This is a genomic window from Microbacterium sp. F51-2R, from assembly GCF_052180235.1.
Classification (GTDB): Bacteria; Actinomycetota; Actinomycetes; order Actinomycetales; family Microbacteriaceae; genus Microbacterium.
The window spans coordinates 1,071,892-1,091,919 of record NZ_CP197470.1 but is presented as its reverse complement, the minus strand read 5'-3'; the positions used below and the strand labels follow the sequence as shown (position 1 = coordinate 1,091,919).

The following is a 20,028-nucleotide window of genomic DNA, read 5'->3' as shown; positions in this document are numbered from 1 at the left end:
CGGCCGCCTCCCCGCTCAGGAGTCGCCGCGGCTGCGCAGCGATCCGCTGAGGCTCCGAAGGAGCAGCAGCAGACCGCCCAGCGCCAGGACGCTCCCCACGAACGAGAACGCGCTCATCTGATCCGTGAGCATGGGGCCGGTGTCGCTCACGCCGAGGAGGACTCCGGCGATCACGAGTGTGACGCCGATGACCGTGATGGTCAGCCGCGACACGAGCGAATCGACCCAGTACCGCTCGCCCTTGCTCTCGAACAGGCGCATGCGGAGGGCGAAGGTGCCCTGGTCGAGACTGCGCGAGATGCTCTCGACGCGCCGGCTGACCCGGCGGGCGCCCTCGACGAAAGCAGCCCCCTGCGACTCGACCGTGAGGGCGAGGTCGCGCACCGACAGCTGCCGCAGGGCGGTGATCGGCGCCAGTTCGAGACCCCGGCGGGTGAGGTCGTAGCCCGGCTGGAGGACGCGCAGCGTGCCTTCGAGTGAACCGAGCGTCCGCAGGATGAGCAGCAGCGAGGGCGGGATCGCGAGGCGGTGACGGCGCAGCGCATCCACGAGCAGGCGGAAGATGTTCTCGTTCGACGGGCTGTTGCGCACGCGGGTGATCACGATCCCGATGTCGCGCTGCAGGGCGTCTTTGCGCAGCGACTCGCCGTAGCCGCAGATGAGCAGCACGAGGTCGGTCGCGACGGCGTCGTCTTCGTTCGCGATGGCGACCAGGAGCGGGACGAGGAGGCGACGAAGGCTCTTCTCCACGATCCCGACCGAGCCGAAGTCGATGAGCGTCACGGGGCGCTGCCCGCCCTCGGGTGCCCCGAGGATCATGTTGCCGGCGTGCAGGTCGGCGTGGAAGACGCCCCGCAGCAGCACCTGGTCGAACACGGCGCCGACGATCCGGTCCGCGATCGCGGTCCCCTCCTCGGCGGGGAGGGCGAGCGACGACGCGTGCGTGAACGGCGTCCCCGCGACGCGCTCCTGCACGAGCATCCGCTCGGTCGAGAGGCCCGCGTAGCTGCGCGGGATGCGCAGCGACGAGTGCGACGCTTCTCCCGCGGCCCGCAGCATCTCGGCGTTCTGCAGCTCGATCCGGTAGTCGAGCTCCTGGTACAGCCCCCGCGAGAACTCCTCGACGAGGGCGATCGCGCCGTACTCCCGCGCCCAGTCGGTGCGCTTCTCGAGGTCGGTGGCGAGCCGGTGCAGGATGTCGAGGTCGGTCGTCACCTGACGGCGTGCGAGCGGCCGCTGGATCTTCACGACGACCTTCTCGCCGGTGATCAGCTGCGCGGCGTGCACTTGGGCGACGGATGCCGCGGCCAGCGGCTCGGGGTCGATGTGGTCGAAGACCTCGCCGATGGGTCGGCGCAGCTCGTCGAGGATCGCGGCCTGCGCTTCGCTCCACGGGATGGGGGTCGATTCCATCTGCAGCGTCGCGAACGCGTCGACGAGGTCGCGGGGGAGCACGTCGTCGCGCGCGGAGAGCACCTGGCCGAGCTTCACGAAGGTCACGCCCGCCTCGTTCATGGCGGCGACGAGGGCGGCCGGCAGGTCTCTCGTGGACGACTGCCGCGTGCTGAACAGCGCGATCCCGTGACGCGACGCGATCGTCAGGATCTGCGCGTAGCGGCGCGCCCGGTCTCTGCGGCGGAACGCCTCGCGAATAGAGGTGACGGGGTTGCGCAGGCCCCGTGAGGGCCAGGCGAACTCGAGGGTGACGATGCAGATGACCGTCGCAGCGAAGAGCCAGCCGATGGTGAGCGCGGCGAACGACAGCGTGATCGGGGCATCCGTCACCACCTGGTCGCCGCGCACGACACCCGCTGCCCGCAGCGACCACACCGTGAGGGGCACGGCCACGAGGAAGACGATGAGGGCGGTCACGCCCGCCCGGATCCAGCCGACCGATCGGTCGAGGAGGCGGCGCGCGGCCCACGCCGCGAGCAGGGCGAAGCCGAGCGCGATGAGGCCGAGAGTGAGCCAGTACGGCATGACGCGATTCTGTCAGGCGGCGGCCCGGCTCGCAGGAACGGCGCCGGGATGACGGCGGCCTCGCAGGAAGCCCGAGGGTGAACGCCGTGCCGGGGCGCCGCACAGAGCCCCAGGCAGGCGGGACCTTCGTCCCGGAGGCGGGCGAGCCTGCCGCAGAGGATGTGGGTGTGTCCGGCGAGGGAGCACGAGGAAGGTCCGAGACGATGCGGGACTGGATGCGCGGACGCGGCGCCGCGCGGCGGGGGTCGACGTGACTGCAGCGTGAGACGGCGCCTGGAGGGGCTCAGGATGCGCCGGCGGCTATAGGTGCCGCTTCTCCCAGCTGCAGCCACGTCGAGATCGCGGCATCCGGATTGAGAGACATCGAACGGATGCCTCGCTGCATGAGCCATGCGGCGAAGTCGGGGTGGTCGGAGGGCCCCTGACCGCAGATGCCGACGTACTTGCCGCGCCGCGTGCACGCCGTGATGGCGAGCTCGAGGAGCGCGAGCACGGCGGGATCGCGTTCGTCGAACGCGGCGGCGACGAGCTCGGAATCGCGGTCGACCCCGAGCGTCAGCTGCGTGAGGTCGTTCGAGCCGATCGAGAAGCCGTCGAAGTGATCGAGGAACGCGTCGGCGCGGAGGGCGTTGGAGGGGATCTCGCACATCATCATGACCTCGAGGCCGTTCTCGCCGCGGGGGAGGCCGTTGCGCGCCATCGCGGCGAGCGCCTCCTCGGCCTCGCGGGGCGTGCGCACGAAGGGGATCATCACCTGGAGGTTGGTCAGGCCCATCGTGTTGCGCACGTAGGCGAGCGCCTCGCACTCCATCGCGAAGCTGGCCTGGAAGCTCTCCGTCGCATAGCGCGAGGCGCCGCGCCAGCCGAGCATCGGGTTCTCCTCGTGCGGCTCGAAGAGGTCGCCCCCGAGGAGCCCCGCGTACTCGTTGGTCTTGAAGTCGCTCAGCCGCACGATGACGGGCTTCGGCGCGAAGGCCGCCGCGATGCTCGAGACGCCCTCCGCGACGCGCTGCACGAAGTAGTCGCGGGGCGACGCATAGGCGGCCGTCCGCGCCCTCACTTCGTCGCGGAGCTCTGCGGGGAGGGCGTCGACCTCGACGAGGGCGCGCGGATGGATGCCGATCATGGTGCTGACGATGAACTCGAGGCGCGCGAGGCCCACCCCGTGGTTCGGCAGCTGCGAGAGGGAGAACGCCTGGTCGGGCACCGCGACATTGAGCATGATCTCGACGGGAAGGGCAGGAAGGTCGTCGACGACCGTCTCGTCGATGCGGAAGTCCAGTGCTCCGCGATAGATGAGGCCGTCATCGCCCTCGGCGCACGAGACCGTGATGCTCTCCCGGTCGGGGAGCGTGCCGGTCGCGTCGAGGGTGCCGACGACCGCCGGGATGCCGAGTTCGCGCGCGACGATCGCGGCGTGGCACGTGCGACCGCCGCGGTTGGTCACGATGGCCGACGCCCGGCGCATGATGGGCTCCCAGTCGGGGTCGGTGCGGTCCGCCACGAGCACGTCGCCCTCCTCGAAGAGGTGCATCTCGGTGAGGTCGTGCATGATGCGGGCGCGGCCGGAGCCGATCTTCGTGCCGACGGCGCGACCCCGGCCGAGCACGTCGCCGCGCTCGCTGAGGACATAGCGCTGCACGACCCGCTTGTCGATGTGCGTCGTGGTCGTCTCGGGCCGGGCCTGCACGATGTACAGCGCGCCGTCGAGGCCGTCGCGCGCCCACTCGATGTCCATCGGGCGGCCGTAGTGCTCCTCGATGACGAGGGCCGCGCGGGCGAGCTCCTCGACATCCTCGTCGCCGATGCTGAAGCGCTCGCGGTCGGCCGCAGGAACGTCGACCGTCACGGTGCTCGTCCCCGCGCGGGTGCCCGCGGCGAACTGCATCGCGATGGCCTTCGTCCCGACCTCGCGCCTGACGACGGCGGGGCGTCCGGCGCGCAGCGCCGGCTTGTACACGCAGAACTCGTCGGGGTTGACGGCGCCCTGCACGACGGTCTCGCCGAGGCCGTAGGCGCTCGTGATGAGCACGACGTCGGCGAAGCCCGACTCGGTGTCGACGGTGAACATCACGCCGGACGAGCCGATATCCGAGCGCACCATCCGCTGCACCCCGGCCGAGATCGCGACAGCTTCCGCTCCGTAGCCGTGCTGCGCGCGGTAGACGATGGCGCGATCGGTGTACAGCGAGGCGAACACGTTGCGCACGGCATCCAGCACGTTCTCGACCCCCGCGATGTGCAGGTAGGTCTCCTGCTGGCCCGCGAACGACGCATCGGGCAGGTCCTCCGCGGTCGCCGACGAGCGGACGGCCCACGACACCTCCGCGGGGCGCTCCAGCGCCTGCGTCAGCTCCTCATGGGCATGACGGATGTCGCGTTCCAGCGCCGCGGGGAAGGGCTGGGCCCGCACCCACTCCCGGATCGTGGCGGCCGTCTGGGCGAGCGCCTCGACGTCTTCGACATCGAGGGCGGCGATCGCCGCGTCGATGCGGTCGTCGAGGTCGTCGTAGCGGAGGAAGGTGCGGAAGGCGTCCGCGGTCGTCGCGTAGCCGTCGGGCACGCGGACCCCGGCTCGCGAGAGCGTGCCGATCATCTCGCCGAGGGAGGCGTTCTTGCCTCCGACCTGGGGGAGATCCGCCATCGTGATGTCGCGGAACGAGAGGGTGGACTGGTTCGTCATGGCTTCAGCCTCGGCGAGCGGCGCTCGCGGGTGCGGGCCAAAGGTCCCGCCGTGCTGCCGCGGTCAGGCCGGATCGGATGCGCCCAGCTCGACCGCCGGCGTGTGCCGGTCCGAACTCGAGGCCGTACCCGGTCCCGAGTCGTCCAGCTCGAGCGCCGGTCCTTTCAGCGCGCGCAGGGCGAAGAGGATCGCCGCAAGGTCGACGAGTTCCTGGATGAGCGCGCCGGCGACCGCGGGGATCACCCCCGTCGTCGCGACGAGCATGAGCGCGATGCTCGCGGCGATCCCGAGCCAGATGGCCGACAGGGCCACCTTCATCGTGCGGCGACCGACCGAGACGGCCTCGGCCACCTTCGCGAGAGAGTCGACCAGGATGACGACGTCGGCGGCTTCGCCCGCCGCGGTGGCGCCCTTCGCGCCCATCGCGATGCCGACGTCGGCGGCCGCGAGGACCGGCGCGTCGTTCACGCCGTCGCCGACCATCATGACCGGGCGCGGCTGCAGCTGCCCGGCGAGGTGGATCTTCTCCGGGGGGAGGAGGTCGGCGTACACCTCGTCGATCCCGACCTCGGCCGCGATCGACGCCGCTGTCGGCGCGCCGTCGCCCGTCAGCATCGCGACGCGCTGAAACCCGTGGCCGCGCAGCCACCGCACGACGGCGCCGGCCTCGGGCCTCGGCCGATCGGAGAGGACGAGCGCCCCCGCGAAGGCGCCGTCGATCGCGACGTACGCCGCCGCCTGCCCCGACCCGGTGTGCGCGGGCGGCGCGTCTCCGGCGAGTTCCGCGATGAAGGCGCGCTTCCCGACCGTGACGGAGCGGCCCGCGATCGTCGCGGTGACGCCGTTCGTGGCGACCTCGCTCGCGTCATCCGTGCTCTCCAGGCGCAGTCCGCGGTCGACCGCCGCCCGGCGGACGCCCTCGGCGAGAGCATGCGTCGAGTACTGCTCGGCCGACGCCGCGAGCCGCAGCAGCTCCGCGGCATCCACTCCCGGCGCGGGTCGCACCTCGACCAGCGTCGCCTTGCCGCGCGTGAGGGTGCCCGTCTTGTCGAAGGCCGCCGACACGACGCGCGACAGGCTCTCGATCGCCGTGCCGTCCTTGACGACGATCCCGGCGCGGGCGGCCCGCGACATCCCGCTGACGAACGCGACGGGAGCCGCGATGAGAAGCGGGCACGGCGTGGCGAGCACGAGCACCTCGGCGAAGCGGGTCGCGTCGCCCGAGAGGAGCCACGCGAGCCCTGCGATCGTGAGCGACACCGCGGTGAAGGGGATCGCGAACCGGTCTGCGAGACGCACGACGGGCGCCCGCGAGGCCTCGGCCTCTCGGACGAGAGCGACGATCTGCTGGTACTGGCTGTCGCGGCTGCGGCGCTCGGCGCGCACCCTCACGATCTGGGTGCCGTTGACCGCCCCCGACATGACCTCGTCGCCGGGTCCGCGGACGACGGGCATGCTCTCGCCGGTGAGCGAGGACTCGTCGAACGCCGTCTCGGGACCCATGATGACGGCGTCGACCGGCACGATCTCGGACGGGCGCACGAGGAGGACATCGCCGATCTCGACGTCTTCGACGGGCACGTCCCGGATGCCCTCCGCCCCGTGGACGTCGAGCACATGCGCGATTCGCGGCGATCGGTCCAGCAGCGCCGAGAGGTCCCGCCGGGCCCGCCGAGAGGCGAAGTCCTCCAGCGCCCCGCCGCCGGCCAGCATCAGGACGATGATGAGCGCGGCCACGTATTCGCCCACGGCCAGGGTCGCGACCATCGCGACGATCGCGAGGACGTCGAGGCCGACGTGCCCGTGCAGCACATCGCGCACCATCCGCACCACCGTCCAGGCGATGAACGCCGTGACGTACCCGATGGCGAGCCAGCGGGCGGGCGCCTCCCCGCCCGTGAACGTCAGCACGAGAACGGCCGCCAGCACGAGAAGGGTCAGGACGATCACCGCGTAGCGGCGCAGCCAGGACTTCATATCGGTCAGAGCCTCCGTCTCAGGCGAGCGACATCGCGAGGAACGAGAAGATCGCGATGTCGCTCAGCACGTGGATGAGCCACGGCCAGAACAGCCCGCGCGTCTCGATCATCGCCTTGCCGAGGATCCAGCCCATGAAGACTGACACGACCGCGCCGACCAGTCCGCCCGGAACGCCGAAGTAATGCGCGACGCCGAAGAAGAAGGCCGACTGCCAGAGGGCCGCGGAGTCGCCGAGAGGCGGCTGCAGCGTCGAGATGATCGGCGCGCGGTAGGTCATCTCCTCGCTGAAGGCGTTGAGCGAGGCGAAGAGGAGGATCGCGGGGAGCAGGGGCAGGATGCCGGCGACCTGCGTCGCCGACGGGCGCACGATGATCCACTGCGCAGCGAACAGCACGGCGGCGATGCCGATGCCCCACACGAGTCCGAACTTCCACCACGGGTCGGGACGGGGGAAGCCGAGGAGGCGTGCCGGACGCATGGGCGCGTCGAGGTCGCCCACGGCGAGGAAGAACTGCCGTCGGCGCAGGCCAACGAGCAGGAGCACGCCGATCATGACCGCGGCGCCGACGAGCTTGGTGCTCTGCTCGGCGACCATCCGCGATACGAAGGGCTCCGACCCGGCGGCCGCTCCGAGGGGAGCCAGCGCCGAGGTCAGCGCCGGCAACGCCTGCGCGACGGCCGTCAGCGCCGCCATCGCGACCGCGAACCGCCAGAGCGGCCGGGCCGGCGCCCACCAGACGGCGCTCACCGCGAGGAGCACCGCGGCGGCGACCTGTGCCCAGGGGAGCCATGCGGGAGCGCCGCCGGGGAGCTGCGTCCCCGCGATGACGGGCACGGCGCTCACCGCGACCGTCAGGCTCCACGCGAGGGTGAGGGTCGCGCCCGCAGAGCGCGGCGGCGGCACGATCCTGTCCGACTCGCCGTCGGCCGGATGCGGCGCCGACGACGAACGGAGCCGGTTCTCGGGGTCGGTCATCGCGGAGCCTCCTTCCCCCTCGAGCACACCAGAGGACGTGGCCGCGGCAGGGGACGAAAGTCCCGGTCGCACCGCTTCCGCGCGCGCCGCACTGGCGTGCCCCCGCCGCGGAGCCTAGCCTTGTGGCGAACGGCGACTGCGGGAGGTGGACGCTGTGCCCGACAACGACTCGCTCTCGTTCCCGGATGGCCCGCGAGCCGACCTCGAAGAGGCGATCAGCACCCTTCTCGCCCAGGGTCAACGCGTCATGCGCACGCAGGGCCGACTGCGCGCGCTCCTGCGCGCGAGCCAGACCGTCGTCGAGCAGATCGATCTCGCGGAGGTGCTCCGCCGAGCCGTCGAAGCGGCCATCGAGCTCGTCGAGGCCGACTACGGCGCCATGGGGGTCCTCACCCCCGAGAAGGACGCCCTCGAGCAGTTCATCACCGTCGGTCTCACGCCGGCGCAGGTGCACGCGATCGGCGATCTTCCCACCGGTCACGGGCTGCTCGGCGCCCTGATCCAAGACCCCCGGCCGATACGGATCACGCGTCTTGCAGACGACGAGCGCACGGCGGGGTTCCCGGCGCACCACCCGCCGATGGACAGCTTCCTCGGGGTTCCCGTCCGCATCCGCGGCGAGGTGTTCGGCAATCTCTACCTGACGAACCGCCGCAACGGCGACTTCACCGAGGAGGACGAGCAGCTCCTGAGCGCGCTCGCCGCCACCGCCGGATTCGCGATCGACAACGCGCGCCTGTTCGCCGATGCCGAGGCGCGCGAGAAGTGGGCGACGGCCGCGGCGGAGCTCGCCTCGGCCATCGTCTCGAACCCGACCGACACGGTTCTCGACCTCCTGGCCGGACGCCTGCAGGACGTGGCCGCCGCCGAGCACGTCGCCGTCCTCGTCACGACTCCCGATGAGCGGCTGCAGATCGCCGCCTCCCGGGGCGAGACCGACGCGCTCCTGCCGGGCTCCTTCCTCGACCCCGTCCCGCCGCTCGTGGCCGCCGTGCTCGAGGACGGCCTCCCGCACACGCGGGGGCGGACGGATGTCGCGGACGACCCTCTCCTCGTCACCTCGAACCACGCGACCGGCCCGGCGCTGGCCGTGCCGCTCAAGGCGCGGTCGGGGATGTGGGGCGTGCTCGTGCTCGCCCGAACACCCGATGCGGAGCGCTTCTCGGCCGCGGAGGCGAAGAGCGCGAGCGACCTCGCCTCCCGCGCGAGCATCGCGCTGGAGCTCGCCCGCGCCCGCGAAGACGCGCAGCGTCTGCTCCTCGCCGACGACAGGCGTCGGATCGCCCGCGACCTGCACGACCACGTCATCCAGCAGCTGTTCGGCACAGGTCTCGCGCTCCAGGGGGTGGCTGCGCGGCTCGGCCCGGGAACCGACAGCGACGAGATCGGCGACGCCATCCAGCATCTCGACGACGCGATCACCCAGATCAGGACGGTCGTCTTCGCGCTCTCGCGCCGGGACGAGGCATCCGTCCGCCATCGCCTTCTCGACGTCGTGGGCGAGCTCTCGTCGCACGGGCATCGCCCGCCCGCCATCCGCTTCACCGGACCGGTCGACCACCTCGTGCGAGAAGGCCTGGCGACCGACGTCGTCGCGGTCGCCCGCGAGCTTCTCAGCAACGCGCTCCGGCACTCCGAGGCCGACCGCGTCTCGATCGAGGTCTCGGTCTCGGACGACCGGGTGAGCGTGACGGTCACCGATGACGGCAAGGGCATCGCCGCCGACGCGCACCGCCGGGGCCTTGCCAATCTCGACGAGCGGGCTCGCGCGAGGCAAGGTCGGTTCGAGGTCGAGACGGGGCCTTCCGGAACATCGTCGACCTGGATCGCCCCGCTGGAGGCGCCGACGCGTGTCGGTGAGCCGGAGGAGGTGTCATGATCGGTGTCTTCCTGGTCGACGACCACGAGATCGTGCGACGAGGGCTGGCGAATCTCGTCGACGGGCAGGACGACATGCGCGTCGTCGGCGAGGCGGCCACGGCGCGGCAGGCGATGGGGCGGATCCAGGCGACGGTTCCGGATGTCGCGGTGCTCGATGTGCGGCTGCCGGACGGCAGCGGGATCGACGTCTGCCGCGACATCCGCTCCCGGCTTCCCGGGATCGCGTGCCTCATCCTGACCGCCTACGACGATGACACCGCGGTCTCGGCCGCCGTGATGGCGGGGGCGGCGGGATACGTGCTCAAGGACATCGGGGCGTCGCGGCTGACGGAGTCCATCCGCGCCGTCGCGAGCGGGCGCTCGCTCCTCGACCCCGGTGCGGTGCGCTCGGCGAGGACGCGCATGCAGGAGCCCGCCGACGACGATCCGCGGCTCGGCTCGCTGGGCCTGCGCGAACAGCAGATCCTCCGTCTCATCGCTGACGGGCTGACGAACCGCCAGATCGGGGAGCGGCTCGGCATCGCCGAGAAGACGGTGAAGAACTACGTCTCCTCGCTGCTGAACAAACTCGGGCTCGAGCGGCGCACGCAGGCCGCGGTCTTCCAGCTCGGGCACCAGGGCGCCGGGAGCGGCGGCCGGAACGGCTCCGGCGGCGGGTACGGCTCCCGTGCCGGCAGCAGCGCTGGAGCCGCCGGCGCTCGCAGGACCTAGGGCCCATCCCCGGCGGGAGTCGCGGCCTAGCCTGACCGCATCACTTCGGGAGGTGCGGTCATGGAACGAGTCATCGTCGGCTTCGACGGCAGCCGGAGGGCCGAATCGGCGCTCGACTGGGTCACCGATCGCGCGCATCGCCACCCCGTGCTGCTGGACATCGTGGCGGTGGCGAACATGTTCGCCTCCGATCGCAGCGAGGTGCAGGAGCGGCTGGAGGAGGCCGAGGCGCGCATGCGCGCCCGGATGCCCGACGCTCCCGTCGAGTCGCATCTCCTCGACGGCACGATGCCCGGCACGCTCGTCAATGCCGCGCGCGACGCGGATCTGCTCGTCGTGGGGATCGATCGCGAGCACCACCCGGTGAGGACGGCGCTCAAGGGATGGATGCCGCTGCGCGTCGCGATGCGGGCGCAGCGATCGACGTGCCTCGTTCCGGGCGGATGGAGCCCGAGCGACGGTCCGGTCTTCGTCGGCGTCGACGAGGACACGTCCGACAAGGCGCTCCGCTTCGCCGCGAACGAGGCGGCCGAGACGCGGTCGACGCTTCGCGTCGTCCACGCGTGGAGCGAGGAGCGGGCGCCCGCGCGGGGGTCGACGGCCGTGCTCACGGCGGCACGCGTGCACGCCGAGCACGGCGTGCTGCTGCGTCATGCCGCGGAGCGCGCCCGCGAGGGGCATCGCGGTCTCCACGTCGAGACCGACCTCATCTACGAGGACGACCCCGCGAACGTGCTCCGGTCGCTCGCGGCCGATGGATCCCTCGTCGTGCTCGGGACGCACGGCCGCGGTCTGCTCTCGGGCGCCATGGCGGGGTCGGTCGCGCAGTCGCTCGTGTGGGACGTGCGGTCGCCGGTGTGCATCATCCCCGACGACGAGCGGTCGTCGGACTGACGGGATCGTTCGGCACGACGCACACCGGGCAGTCGGCCCGCCAGAGCACATCCTGGGCGACCGAGCCGAGCAGCGCCCCGGCGAGAGGGCCGCGGTGGTGCGTGCCGATCACGAGCAGCGAGGACTTCGCGGCGAACTTCAGCAGCGCCGCCGGACGACCGTCTCTCACGAGCTCGCTCTGCACCGAGAGGAGGGGGTGCGCGGCGATGACGTCTTCGATCGCGTCGTCGAGGAGGGCGCGGTGGCGCGCCAGCTCCGCCTCCGGTGCGACGACGGCGACGCTCGACCCTCCCGCGGACGGTGTGGGCATGAGCCACGCATGCACGAGCCGCAGACCCGTCGAGGTCAGGCGGGCCTCGCAGGCGGCGAATTCCAGCGCCGCCGCGGAGGACTCGTCATCCGCGACCCCCACCGTCACCGGCTCGTCGGCGGCGACCCAGCCCGCCGGCACGAGGCACACGGGAGCGCTCGATTCCGACGCGAGGCGCAGCGGCATCCATCCCGAGAGGGCCGCGCGCACCGGATGACCGATCGTGATCCCGATGACGATGAGGTCCACGCCGCGCGCGAAATCCTCGAGCCGCTCGGGCATCGAGCCCTCGAGCCGATGAAGCTCCACCGTCATCCCCGGGACGCGGTCGGTGAGGAAGGTCTCGGCATCCGTCAGCCATCGGAGCGCCTTCTCCGGGTCGGGCGTGGACGGCGACGCGACGGTGATGACATCGACCTTCGCGAGGGTGCGCGCGCAGTGCTGCGCAGTCCATTCGAGTGCGGCGACGGCGGCGGGACTGCCGTCGTAGCCGAGAACCACACGTTCCATGGCGACCTCCGAGACGGCGCGCGGTGGCGCACAGGGGAACGCTAAGCGGTGCCTCTTGGTTCGGCGCGGGCCGAAGGTCCCATCTGCTTCTCACGGGACCTTCGGCCCACAGGGCTCCCGGGCGCGCGCGGGACGATCGCGGCATGAGCACCCTGAGATTCCTCGGCGCCACCGACACCGTCACAGGGTCGCGCTATCTCGTCGAGACGGAGGGTCAGCGGATCCTGGTCGACTGCGGGCTCTTCCAGGGCTACAAGCAGCTGCGCGAGCGCAACCGGACGCGCTTCCCCGTCGAGCCGGCCGACATTCATGCCGTCGTGGTGACCCACGCGCATCTCGACCACACCGGCTATCTCCCGGCCCTCGTGCGCGACGGCTTCCGCGGCCGCATCCACGCGACCCGCGGCACGACCGACCTCAGCCGCCTCATCCTGACCGACAGCGGCCGGCTGCTGGAGGAGCAGGCGTCCTACGCCGGCCGCCACCACACGTCGCGGCACACGACGCCCCGGCCGCTGTACACCGAAGACGACGCGCTCGTGGCGCTCGACCGGTTCACGGCCCATCGGTTCGACGAGGACCTCGAGCTCGGCGCGCTGCGCGTGCGATTCCTCCCCGCAGGGCACATCCTCGGCGCCGCGCAGATCCAGGTGGAGGTCGACGGCACGCTCGTCCACTTCACCGGCGACCTCGGCCGCGTCGATGACCCCCTCATGAAGCCGCCGCGACCGTTCGGGGGCGCCGACGTGCTGGTGTCGGAGTCGACATACGGCGATCGGGTGCACCCGGGCGACGATCCGGCGACGGCGCTCGGCGAGGTGATCACGAAGGTCTGCGGCCGCGGCGGGGTCGTCATCATGCCCGCCTTCGCCGTCGGGCGCGCCGAGACTCTGCTCCTGCACCTGAGCAGACTGCTCGCCGACGGACGGATCCCCGACGTGCCGATCTTCCTCAACAGCCCCATGGCCGTCGACGCCTCGGAGATCTACGAGCGCTATCCCGAGGAGCACCGCCTCTCGCCGCGCGAGTTCGCGGCCATGTACAGCGTCGCCAAGCTCGTGCGCTCGGTCGACGAGTCGAAGCTGCTCAACCTCCGCGGCGGTCCCGCCGTCATCATCTCCGCGAGCGGGATGCTCGAGGGCGGCCGGGTGCTGCACCACGTCGCCGCGTACGGCGACGATCCGCGCAACGCCATCGTGCTCACCGGCTTCCAGGCCGGCGGGACGCGCGGAGCGGCTTTGCAGCGCGGCGAACGGAGCCTGCGCATCTACGGCCGCGACATCCCGATCCGCGCGGAGGTGCACTCGCTCGAGATGCTGTCGGCGCACGCGGATGCCGAGCAGCTCGTCGCCTGGATGCGCGAGGCGCCCCGTCCGCCCGAGGCCGTCTACCTCACCCACGGCGAGCCGACGGCGGCCGATGCCCTGCGCTTCCGCGTGAAGCGATCACTCGGCTGGGCGGTCCGCGTCCCCGAGTTCGGCGAGACCGTCGACCTGCGCGCGCGACGCCGCGGCTCCGGCCACCGCCGGGGGCACTACCCGCAGTCCGCGCCCGCCCCGCAGGCTTGAGGACGAACCCCGAGAGAACAACGAAGGAGCACCATGGTTCGCACATACGTCGTCACCGGATCGGCGAGCGGCATCGGCAAGGCCACGAGTGAGCTGCTGACCGCGAGCGGGCACCGGGTGATCGGGGTCGACGTCGCTCGCGCCGACGTCACCGTCGACCTCAGCACCCCCTCGGGCCGCATGGAACTCGTCGACCGCGTCTGGGAGCTCTCCGACGGAACGGTCGACGCCGTGCTCGCGATCGCGGGGCTCGCGACCCCCACCGCCGCGACGGTCGCGGTCGACTTCTTCGGCACGGTCGCGACCCTGCAGGGCCTGCAGCCGCTGCTGGCCCACTCACCGGCGCCGCGCGCCGTCGCGGTGTCGTCGATGGCGGCGCTGTTCCCGCCCGACGACGCCCTGCTCGAGACCCTCCTGGACGGCGACGAAGCGCGGGCCCTCTCCCGGGCGGCCCAGCTCGCCGCCGACCCGCAGACGGGAGCCCTCATCTACGGCACCGCCAAGCGCGCTCTCTCGCGCTGGATCCGCCGGACGGCCGCCACGGCCGACTGGGCAGGCGCGGGCATCGCGCTCAACGCCATCGCCCCCGGAGTGGTGAAGACCCCCATGACGGCCGACCTGACGGCGAGCGAAGAGGGCCGACGGCAGCTGGCCGAGATGGTGCCGATGCCGCTCAACGGGTTCTTCGAGCCGAAAGACGCCGCCGAGCTCCTCGTCTGGCTCTCCAGCGAGGCCAACGCGCACCTGTGCGGGCAGATCATCTACATCGACGGAGGATCGGATGCCGTCATCCGGGGCGACTCGGTGTGGTGAGCGCGCGTCGGCCCGGGGCGCCGGGGGCTCGATAGCCTGGACACGTGCGATCGCTGACAGACACGGGACGCGCCTTCGTGGCCGAGCGGCACCTCGCGACACTCTCGACACTCGCGCCGTGGGGCGGCATCCATTCCGTTCCCGTGGGCTTCACGCTCCACGACGGAGTGATCCGCATCATCTGCTCCGGCGGCTCGCAGAAGGTGCGCAACATCCGGCGGGATGCCACGGCGACCGTGAGCCAGTTCGACGGCGCGCGGTGGATCACCTTCCAGGGCGCCGGCAGCGTGCACGACGACCCCGACGAGGTCGCCCTCGCGGTCGAGCTGTATGCGCAGCGCTACCGGCAGCCGCGCGTGAATCCGCTCCGCGTCGCCATCCGCATCGATCCCTCCCGGGTCATGGCCAGCTCCGGTCTCCTGGCATGACCTGCGGGATTGTCGCTCCGGATCCCGCCCGGTCACCCGGAGCAGGTGGTCGCGGGCGACGCAACCCCCGCGTTTGCTCAGCCAAGGTGGGGTAAGAACTATCCAGGGGATCGAGTGATCCTCCGACGGAGGTCCCGTGGCCGGTAACGCCATCGTTCGGTTCGACAACGTCGCGCTCCTTTCGGTCGCGAGCGTTCTGCCCAGTCGTGTCACGACATCGGACGAGATCGAGAGTCGTCTCGCGCCGTCGCTCGCGCGCCTGAAGCTGCGCAGCGGTCTGCTCAAGCGGGTCGCGGGCGTCCTGGAGCGCCGCAACTGGGCGCCGGGGGAGTCGGCGGATGCCGCGACCATCGCGGCCGGCGAGCGCGCGCTCACCGAGGCCGGTGTGAGCCCCGAGGACGTCGGCCTTCTCATCAACACGTCGGTCACGCGCGCGCACCTCGAGCCGTCCGTCGCGGTGGCGCTCCACCACGGCCTCGATCTGCCGAGCTCTGCCATCAACTTCGATGTCGCCAACGCCTGCCTCGGCTTCATCAACGGCATGTCGCTGGCGGCGACCATGATCGAGTCGGGCCAGATCCGGTACGCCATGGTCGTCGCCGGCGAGGACGCCGACGAGATCCAGGTCAACACGATCGACCGACTGCTGCGCTCCGACGCCGATCGCGAAGGGTTCATGAGCGAGTTCGCCTCGCTCACCCTCGGGTCGGGCTCGGCCGCGGCCGTGCTCGGACGAGCCGACGAGCACCCCGAGGGCCACCGCATCCTCGGCGGGGTGACGCGGGCCGCGACGAAGTTCCACGAGCTGTGCGTCGGGAGCGTCGACGGCATGTTCACCGACGCCAAGGCTCTGCTCAAAGGCGGCCTCGACCTCGTCGTGTCGGCCTGGAAAGACGCCGCGCCCGAATGGGACTGGAAGTCGATGAGCCGCTACGTCACGCACCAGGTGTCGTCGATCCACACCGACGCCATCGTGAAGGCCGTGAACCTCGACCGCTCGCGCGTGCCCACGACGTTCCCCCGCCTGGGCAACATCGGTCCGGCCTCCGTTCCCATCACGCTCGTGGAGGAGCAGGCGACGCTCCGACGGGGCGACCGTGTGCTCCTCATGGGCGTCGGCTCGGGCCTCAACACGGCCATGATGGAGCTCGCCTGGTGAACGACGCCGAGGCGCGGGCGCTCGCCGGACTCCCCGGCCTCGACCCGCGGACGAGCCGCACGCGCGTCGTCGCGCACCCGGATGCGGCCACCGGCCACGAGTGGCACTACCTCGACACGGGCGACGCGCTCGCCGCACTCGGCGTTCCCGTCGCCGGGACGATCCTCGCCGTGCACGGCAATCCCACGTGGTCGTACCTGTGGCGCGAGCTCGTGTCGGCCTCGCTGCGCGCCGCCGAAGCCGGCGAGCCCGCGTGGCGCGTCGTCGCCGTCGACCAGCTCGACATGGGCTTCTCGGCGCGCACGGGAACCGACCGGCGGCTGGCCCTGCGCGTCGCCGACCTCGGCGAGTTCACCGCCGATCTCGGCCTCGAGGGGCCCGTGATCACCCTCGGCCACGACTGGGGCGGGGTCGTGTCGCTCGGCTGGGCGGTCGATCATCCGCACCTGCTGGCCGGCGTCGTCGCGCTCAACACCGCCGTCCACCACCCCGAGGGCGTCCCGATCCCCGCGCCGCTGCGGGTCGCGGGGCTTCGCGGCGTGCTCGCGGCATCCACCGTCGGCACACCCGCGTTCCTCGACACGACCCTCGCCCTCGGGCGCCCCGCTCTCGCGCCCGAGATCAAAGACGCCTACCGCGCGCCGTACCGCACGCCCGATCGCCGCCGGGGCATCGGCGGGTTCGTCGCCGACATACCGACGGATGCCGCGCACCCGAGCCACCGCGAACTCCGGCGCATCGCGTCCGGCGTGGCGGAGCTCCGCGTCCCCGCGCTCCTCCTCTGGGGGCCCGCCGACCCGATCTTCGGCGACCGCTACCTCGACGACCTCGCCGACCGGCTGCCGCAGGCCGACGTGCACCGGTTCGAGGGCGCCGGTCACCTCCTCGCGGAGGACCGGCCGTACGCCGAGGCGATCCTCGCGTGGCTGGGCGACAACCGGTCGGGGCTCACGGCGGGGGAGCAGGTGCCGGCCTCGGGCTCTGCCGATGGGGCGGATGAGATGTCTGACTCAACGGACCCGGACGCGTTCACGCCGCTCTGGGCGGCCCTCGACGCTCGCCGCGACGACGACGGCGTGGCGGTCATCGACATGTCCGCCCCTGGCGCCGAGGCGCGCCGGGTCAGCTGGCGGCTGCTCGACGATCGCGTGCGCAGCCTCGCCGCCGGCCTTTCGCGGATCGGCGTGCGCAAGGGACAGCGCGTCTCGGTGCTCGTCCCGCCCGGCCCGACGCTCACCGCCGTCGTCTACGCGTGCCTGCGCATCGGCGCGGTCGTCGTCGTCGCCGACGCGGGCCTCGGCGTGCGGGGGCTCTCGCGTGCCGTCCGCGGATCGTGGCCCGATGTCGTGATCGGCGAGCTTGCCGGCCTCGCCGCCGCCCGCGCCCTCGGCTGGCCCGGTGTGCACATCTCCGTCGCGCCGCTGCCGAGGCTGTCGGCGCGGGCGCTCGGCGCCGAGTACGACCTGCCCGGCATCGCGCGGCTCGGGGCGACCGCGCCTCTCCCGCCCGAGCCCGCGCCCGACGACGCCGCCGCGATCCTCTTCACGTCGGGCTCGACGGGCCCGGCCAAGGGCGTCGCCTACACGCACCGCCAGCTCTCGGCGCTCCGCGACCTGCTCGCGGCGCACTTCGATGTCGGCCCCGACACGGGCCTCGTGACGGGGTTCGCCCCGTTCGCGCTCCTCGGTCCCGCCCTCGGCACCCGGTCGGCGACGCCCGACATGGACGTCTCGGCGCCTCGCACCCTCACGGCGGCGGCGGTGGCCGCAGCCGTCCGCGCGTCGGACGCCCGCATCGTCTTCCTCTCGCCGGCCGCGATCCTCAATGTCGTCGCGACGACCGACGCCCTCACCGACACCGACCGGCGCGCGCTCGCGCAGGTGCGCACGTTCCTCTCCACCGGAGCGCCCGTCGGCGAGCCGCTCCTCGCGGCCGCCGCCGCGCTCATGCCCCACGCCGAGCCGCACACGCCGTACGGCATGACCGAGTGCCTGCTCGCCACCGACATCACCCTCGCCGGGATCCGGGAGGTGGCGGATGCCGCGGACCGCGGCGTCTGCGTCGGCGCCCCCATCGCCGGCAACCGCGTGCTGATCGATCCGCTCGACGCGGAGGGGCGGCCGAGCGGCGCGCCGGGCACCGGCTCGGGCGTGCTCGGCGAGGTCGTGATCTCGGCCCCGCACTTGAAGACCGGGTACGACCGGCTGTGGCTCACCGACCGCACGGCCGTCGCCGACACTCCGGGCGAGGGCCGCTGGCACCGTACGGGCGACGTCGGCCACCTCGATGCCGACGGGCGTCTGTGGATCGAGGGACGTCTGCCGCACGTCTTCGTCACGACGACGGGCCCCGTCGCCCCCGTCGGGCCGGAGCAGCAGGCCGAGGGTGCGGCCGGCGTGCGGCGGGCAGCCGTCGTCGGCATCGGCCCTCGCGGACTGCAGCAGCCGGTCGCGATCGTCGAGACGACGACGGCCGCTCGGCACCCGGGCCTCGCGTCTCCCGAGCTGACGGCCGCCGTGCGCGCGCGTGTCGGGCTGCCGCTCGCGGCGGTGCTCGTCGTGCCGCAGCTGCCCACCGACATCCGCCACAACTCCAAGATCGACCGCACCCGCCTCGCGTCGTGGGCCGAGCGCGTGCTCGCCGGCGGACGGATGGCGCGCCCGTGATCGTGGCCGTCACCGGCGCGTCCGGCTTCCTCGGCCGGGCCGTCGCGGCCGAGCTCGCTGCGGCGGGCCACGACGTGCGCACACTGCAGCGGCGGCCGAGCCGAGTCGACGGCGTCACCGACATCCTGGGTTCCGTGTCGGATCGGGATGCCGTGGCCCGCGCCGTCGAGGGGGCCGAGGGCGTCGTGCACCTCGCCGCGAAGGTGTCGCTCGCCGGCCGTCCCGCCGACTTCCACGCCGTCAACGTCGAGGGGACGCGCACGCTCCTCGACGAGGCGCGGCGTGCCGGGGCATCCCGATTCGTGCAGGTGTCCTCACCCTCGGTCGCACACACCGGCTCCGCGCTGTCGGGGGTCGGCGCCGAACCCGCCTCGCCCCGGCACGCACGCGGCGAGTACGCCCGCACGAAGGCCGAGGCGGAGCTTCTCGCCCTCGCCCGCGACAGCGAGGCCATGCCGGTCGTCGCGGTGCGCCCTCACCTCGTGTGGGGGCCCGGCGACACGCAGCTCGTCGGCAGGATCGTCGACCGCGCGCGGCGCGGCCGGCTCCCGCTCCTGGGCGGCGGCCTCGCGCTCATCGACTCCACCTACATCGACAATGCCGCGAGCGGCATCGTCGCCGCCCTCCACCGCGCCGAGCACGCGCACGGTCGCGCCTTCGTCATCACGAACGGCGAGCCGCGCCCCGTGGGCGACCTCCTCGCGGGCATCTGCCTCGCCTCGGGCGTGAAGCCCCCGCGCTGGAGCGTGCCCGCGGGCGTCGCGCGCGCGGCGGGCTCGGTCGTCGAACGGGTCTGGGCGGTGCGGCCGGGCGTCGACGAGCCGCCCATGACGCGCTTCCTCGCCGAGCAGCTGTCGACGGCGCACTGGTTCGACCAGCGCGAGACGCGCCGCGTGCTCGCATGGCAGCCGTCGGTGTCGATCGACGAGGGCCTCGAGCGCCTCGCGGCCGCCGGCACGACCTGACCCGGCAGGGCGCTCGGCGGCTCAGTACTGCTGCACGCCGTAGCGGTCGGGTTCGGGGCCGCGATCGAAGCTGCGACCCGACACGGTGTGCGGCACGATGCGCACATACGTGTATTTGAGCGTCGGCACCCACGGCTGGAGCGGCAGCGTGTCGGCCCGCTCCACCTCGGCGAACGTGTCGAGCGCTCGCGCGTGGCCGCGCACCACGACGCTCCACGCCGCCTCGTCGGTGTGGTCGTCGACCTCGAACAGCACCTCGTCGTTCGCGGTCAGCTCGAACAGCTTGCTGCCCTGCGCCGTGCGGAACAGCACGCTCTCGCCGTCGACGACGAAGTTGACGGGGAAGATGTCGACACGGTCGCCGATGCGGGTCACCAGCCGGCCGAGCTCCTGCGTGCGCAGGCGCTCCCAGCACTCGTCGTCGGACAGGACCGCAACGGGTTCGGATACTTCGGTCATGATCGTGAACCACCCCTTCGCTCCTCGACCTGAGGCCAGTATCCC

15 protein-coding genes are annotated in these 20,028 nt (G+C 72.4%); 9 read left to right on the top strand and 6 right to left on the bottom strand.

Annotated features, from left to right (window positions below; translation table 11 throughout):
- Positions 1-15 precede the first annotated feature (15 nt).
- The 4 genes from ACSBPH_RS04915 to ACSBPH_RS04900 form a co-directional block, all read right to left on the bottom strand.
- Positions 16-1,980 carry an ABC1 kinase family protein gene (locus ACSBPH_RS04915; RefSeq protein ID WP_442576481.1) on the bottom strand — a complete coding sequence of 655 codons (1,965 nt, stop codon included), beginning with the start codon at positions 1,978-1,980 and terminating at the stop codon, positions 16-18.
- Between the two features lie 283 nt (positions 1,981-2,263).
- Positions 2,264-4,663, bottom strand: coding sequence for a phosphoenolpyruvate synthase (gene ppsA / locus ACSBPH_RS04910; protein ID WP_442576480.1), 2,400 nt, complete (start codon positions 4,661-4,663; stop codon positions 2,264-2,266).
- A gap of 63 nt (positions 4,664-4,726) precedes the next feature.
- Complete coding sequence (locus ACSBPH_RS04905; protein WP_442576479.1) at positions 4,727-6,640, bottom strand: heavy metal translocating P-type ATPase; 1,914 nt, start codon at positions 6,638-6,640, stop codon at positions 4,727-4,729.
- Between the two features lie 19 nt (positions 6,641-6,659).
- Positions 6,660-7,619, bottom strand: coding sequence for a CPBP family intramembrane glutamic endopeptidase (locus ACSBPH_RS04900; RefSeq protein WP_442576478.1), 960 nt, complete (start codon positions 7,617-7,619; stop codon positions 6,660-6,662).
- 154 nt (positions 7,620-7,773) lie between these two features.
- Here ACSBPH_RS04900 and ACSBPH_RS04895 point away from each other — a divergent pair, with 154 nt between their 5' ends.
- From ACSBPH_RS04895 to ACSBPH_RS04885, 3 genes are read left to right on the top strand one after another with little or no spacing between them, the layout of a single operon-like run.
- Entirely contained in the window at positions 7,774-9,498 is a 1,725-nt protein-coding gene (locus tag ACSBPH_RS04895; RefSeq protein WP_442576477.1) for a sensor histidine kinase, read from the top strand.
- Positions 9,495-10,211, top strand: a complete 717-nt coding sequence (locus ACSBPH_RS04890) for a response regulator (protein WP_442576476.1) — start codon at positions 9,495-9,497, stop codon at positions 10,209-10,211. Before ACSBPH_RS04895 ends, ACSBPH_RS04890 begins: the two co-directional genes overlap by 4 nt.
- A gap of 60 nt (positions 10,212-10,271) precedes the next feature.
- Entirely contained in the window at positions 10,272-11,105 is an 834-nt protein-coding gene (locus tag ACSBPH_RS04885) for a universal stress protein (protein ID WP_442576475.1), read from the top strand.
- On the opposite strand, the gene ACSBPH_RS04880 is transcribed toward ACSBPH_RS04885, so the two are convergent.
- Complete coding sequence (locus tag ACSBPH_RS04880) at positions 11,074-11,925, bottom strand: universal stress protein (protein WP_442576474.1); 852 nt, start codon at positions 11,923-11,925, stop codon at positions 11,074-11,076. The genes ACSBPH_RS04885 and ACSBPH_RS04880 overlap by 32 nt on opposite strands.
- A 143-nt stretch (positions 11,926-12,068) precedes the next feature.
- On the opposite strand from ACSBPH_RS04880, the gene ACSBPH_RS04875 reads away from it, so the two are divergent.
- From ACSBPH_RS04875 to ACSBPH_RS04850, 6 genes are all read left to right on the top strand, one after another.
- Complete coding sequence (locus ACSBPH_RS04875) at positions 12,069-13,493, top strand: MBL fold metallo-hydrolase RNA specificity domain-containing protein (protein WP_442576473.1); 1,425 nt, start codon at positions 12,069-12,071, stop codon at positions 13,491-13,493.
- A gap of 33 nt (positions 13,494-13,526) precedes the next feature.
- A complete protein-coding gene (locus ACSBPH_RS04870; protein WP_442576472.1) occupies positions 13,527-14,306 on the top strand; it encodes an SDR family oxidoreductase in 780 nt (259 codons plus the stop codon).
- A 44-nt stretch (positions 14,307-14,350) separates the two neighbouring features.
- Entirely contained in the window at positions 14,351-14,734 is a 384-nt protein-coding gene (locus tag ACSBPH_RS04865; RefSeq protein WP_442576471.1) for a PPOX class F420-dependent oxidoreductase, read from the top strand.
- 136 nt (positions 14,735-14,870) lie between these two features.
- On the top strand, positions 14,871-15,893 hold the full coding sequence (locus ACSBPH_RS04860) for a 3-oxoacyl-ACP synthase III (RefSeq protein WP_442576470.1): 1,023 nt from the start codon (positions 14,871-14,873) through the stop codon (positions 15,891-15,893).
- Positions 15,890-18,559 (top strand): alpha/beta fold hydrolase, encoded by a 2,670-nt coding sequence (locus ACSBPH_RS04855; protein ID WP_442576469.1) that lies wholly within the window; start codon positions 15,890-15,892, stop codon positions 18,557-18,559. The genes ACSBPH_RS04860 and ACSBPH_RS04855 overlap by 4 nt, the downstream gene beginning before the upstream one ends.
- Positions 18,556-19,524 (top strand): NAD-dependent epimerase/dehydratase family protein, encoded by a 969-nt coding sequence (locus tag ACSBPH_RS04850; protein WP_442576468.1) that lies wholly within the window; start codon positions 18,556-18,558, stop codon positions 19,522-19,524. Before ACSBPH_RS04855 ends, ACSBPH_RS04850 begins: the two co-directional genes overlap by 4 nt.
- A gap of 21 nt (positions 19,525-19,545) precedes the next feature.
- Here ACSBPH_RS04850 and ACSBPH_RS04845 read toward each other — a convergent pair whose 3' ends face one another.
- Positions 19,546-19,983 carry a pyridoxamine 5'-phosphate oxidase family protein gene (locus tag ACSBPH_RS04845; protein WP_442576467.1) on the bottom strand — a complete coding sequence of 146 codons (438 nt, stop codon included), beginning with the start codon at positions 19,981-19,983 and terminating at the stop codon, positions 19,546-19,548.
- Positions 19,984-20,028 lie beyond the last annotated feature (45 nt).

Coding starts and splice junctions, on each gene's coding strand:
- ACSBPH_RS04915 (WP_442576481.1), bottom strand. CDS start 1,980: ATGCCGTACTGGCTCACTCTCGGCCTCATCGCGCTCGGCTTCGCCCTG.
- ppsA (WP_442576480.1), bottom strand. CDS start 4,663: ATGACGAACCAGTCCACCCTCTCGTTCCGCGACATCACGATGGCGGAT.
- ACSBPH_RS04905 (WP_442576479.1), bottom strand. CDS start 6,640: ATGAAGTCCTGGCTGCGCCGCTACGCGGTGATCGTCCTGACCCTTCTC.
- ACSBPH_RS04900 (WP_442576478.1), bottom strand. CDS start 7,619: ATGACCGACCCCGAGAACCGGCTCCGTTCGTCGTCGGCGCCGCATCCG.
- ACSBPH_RS04890 (WP_442576476.1), top strand. CDS start 9,495: ATGATCGGTGTCTTCCTGGTCGACGACCACGAGATCGTGCGACGAGGG.
- ACSBPH_RS04885 (WP_442576475.1), top strand. CDS start 10,272: ATGGAACGAGTCATCGTCGGCTTCGACGGCAGCCGGAGGGCCGAATCG.
- ACSBPH_RS04880 (WP_442576474.1), bottom strand. CDS start 11,925: ATGGAACGTGTGGTTCTCGGCTACGACGGCAGTCCCGCCGCCGTCGCC.
- ACSBPH_RS04875 (WP_442576473.1), top strand. CDS start 12,069: ATGAGCACCCTGAGATTCCTCGGCGCCACCGACACCGTCACAGGGTCG.
- ACSBPH_RS04870 (WP_442576472.1), top strand. CDS start 13,527: ATGGTTCGCACATACGTCGTCACCGGATCGGCGAGCGGCATCGGCAAG.
- ACSBPH_RS04845 (WP_442576467.1), bottom strand. CDS start 19,983: ATGACCGAAGTATCCGAACCCGTTGCGGTCCTGTCCGACGACGAGTGC.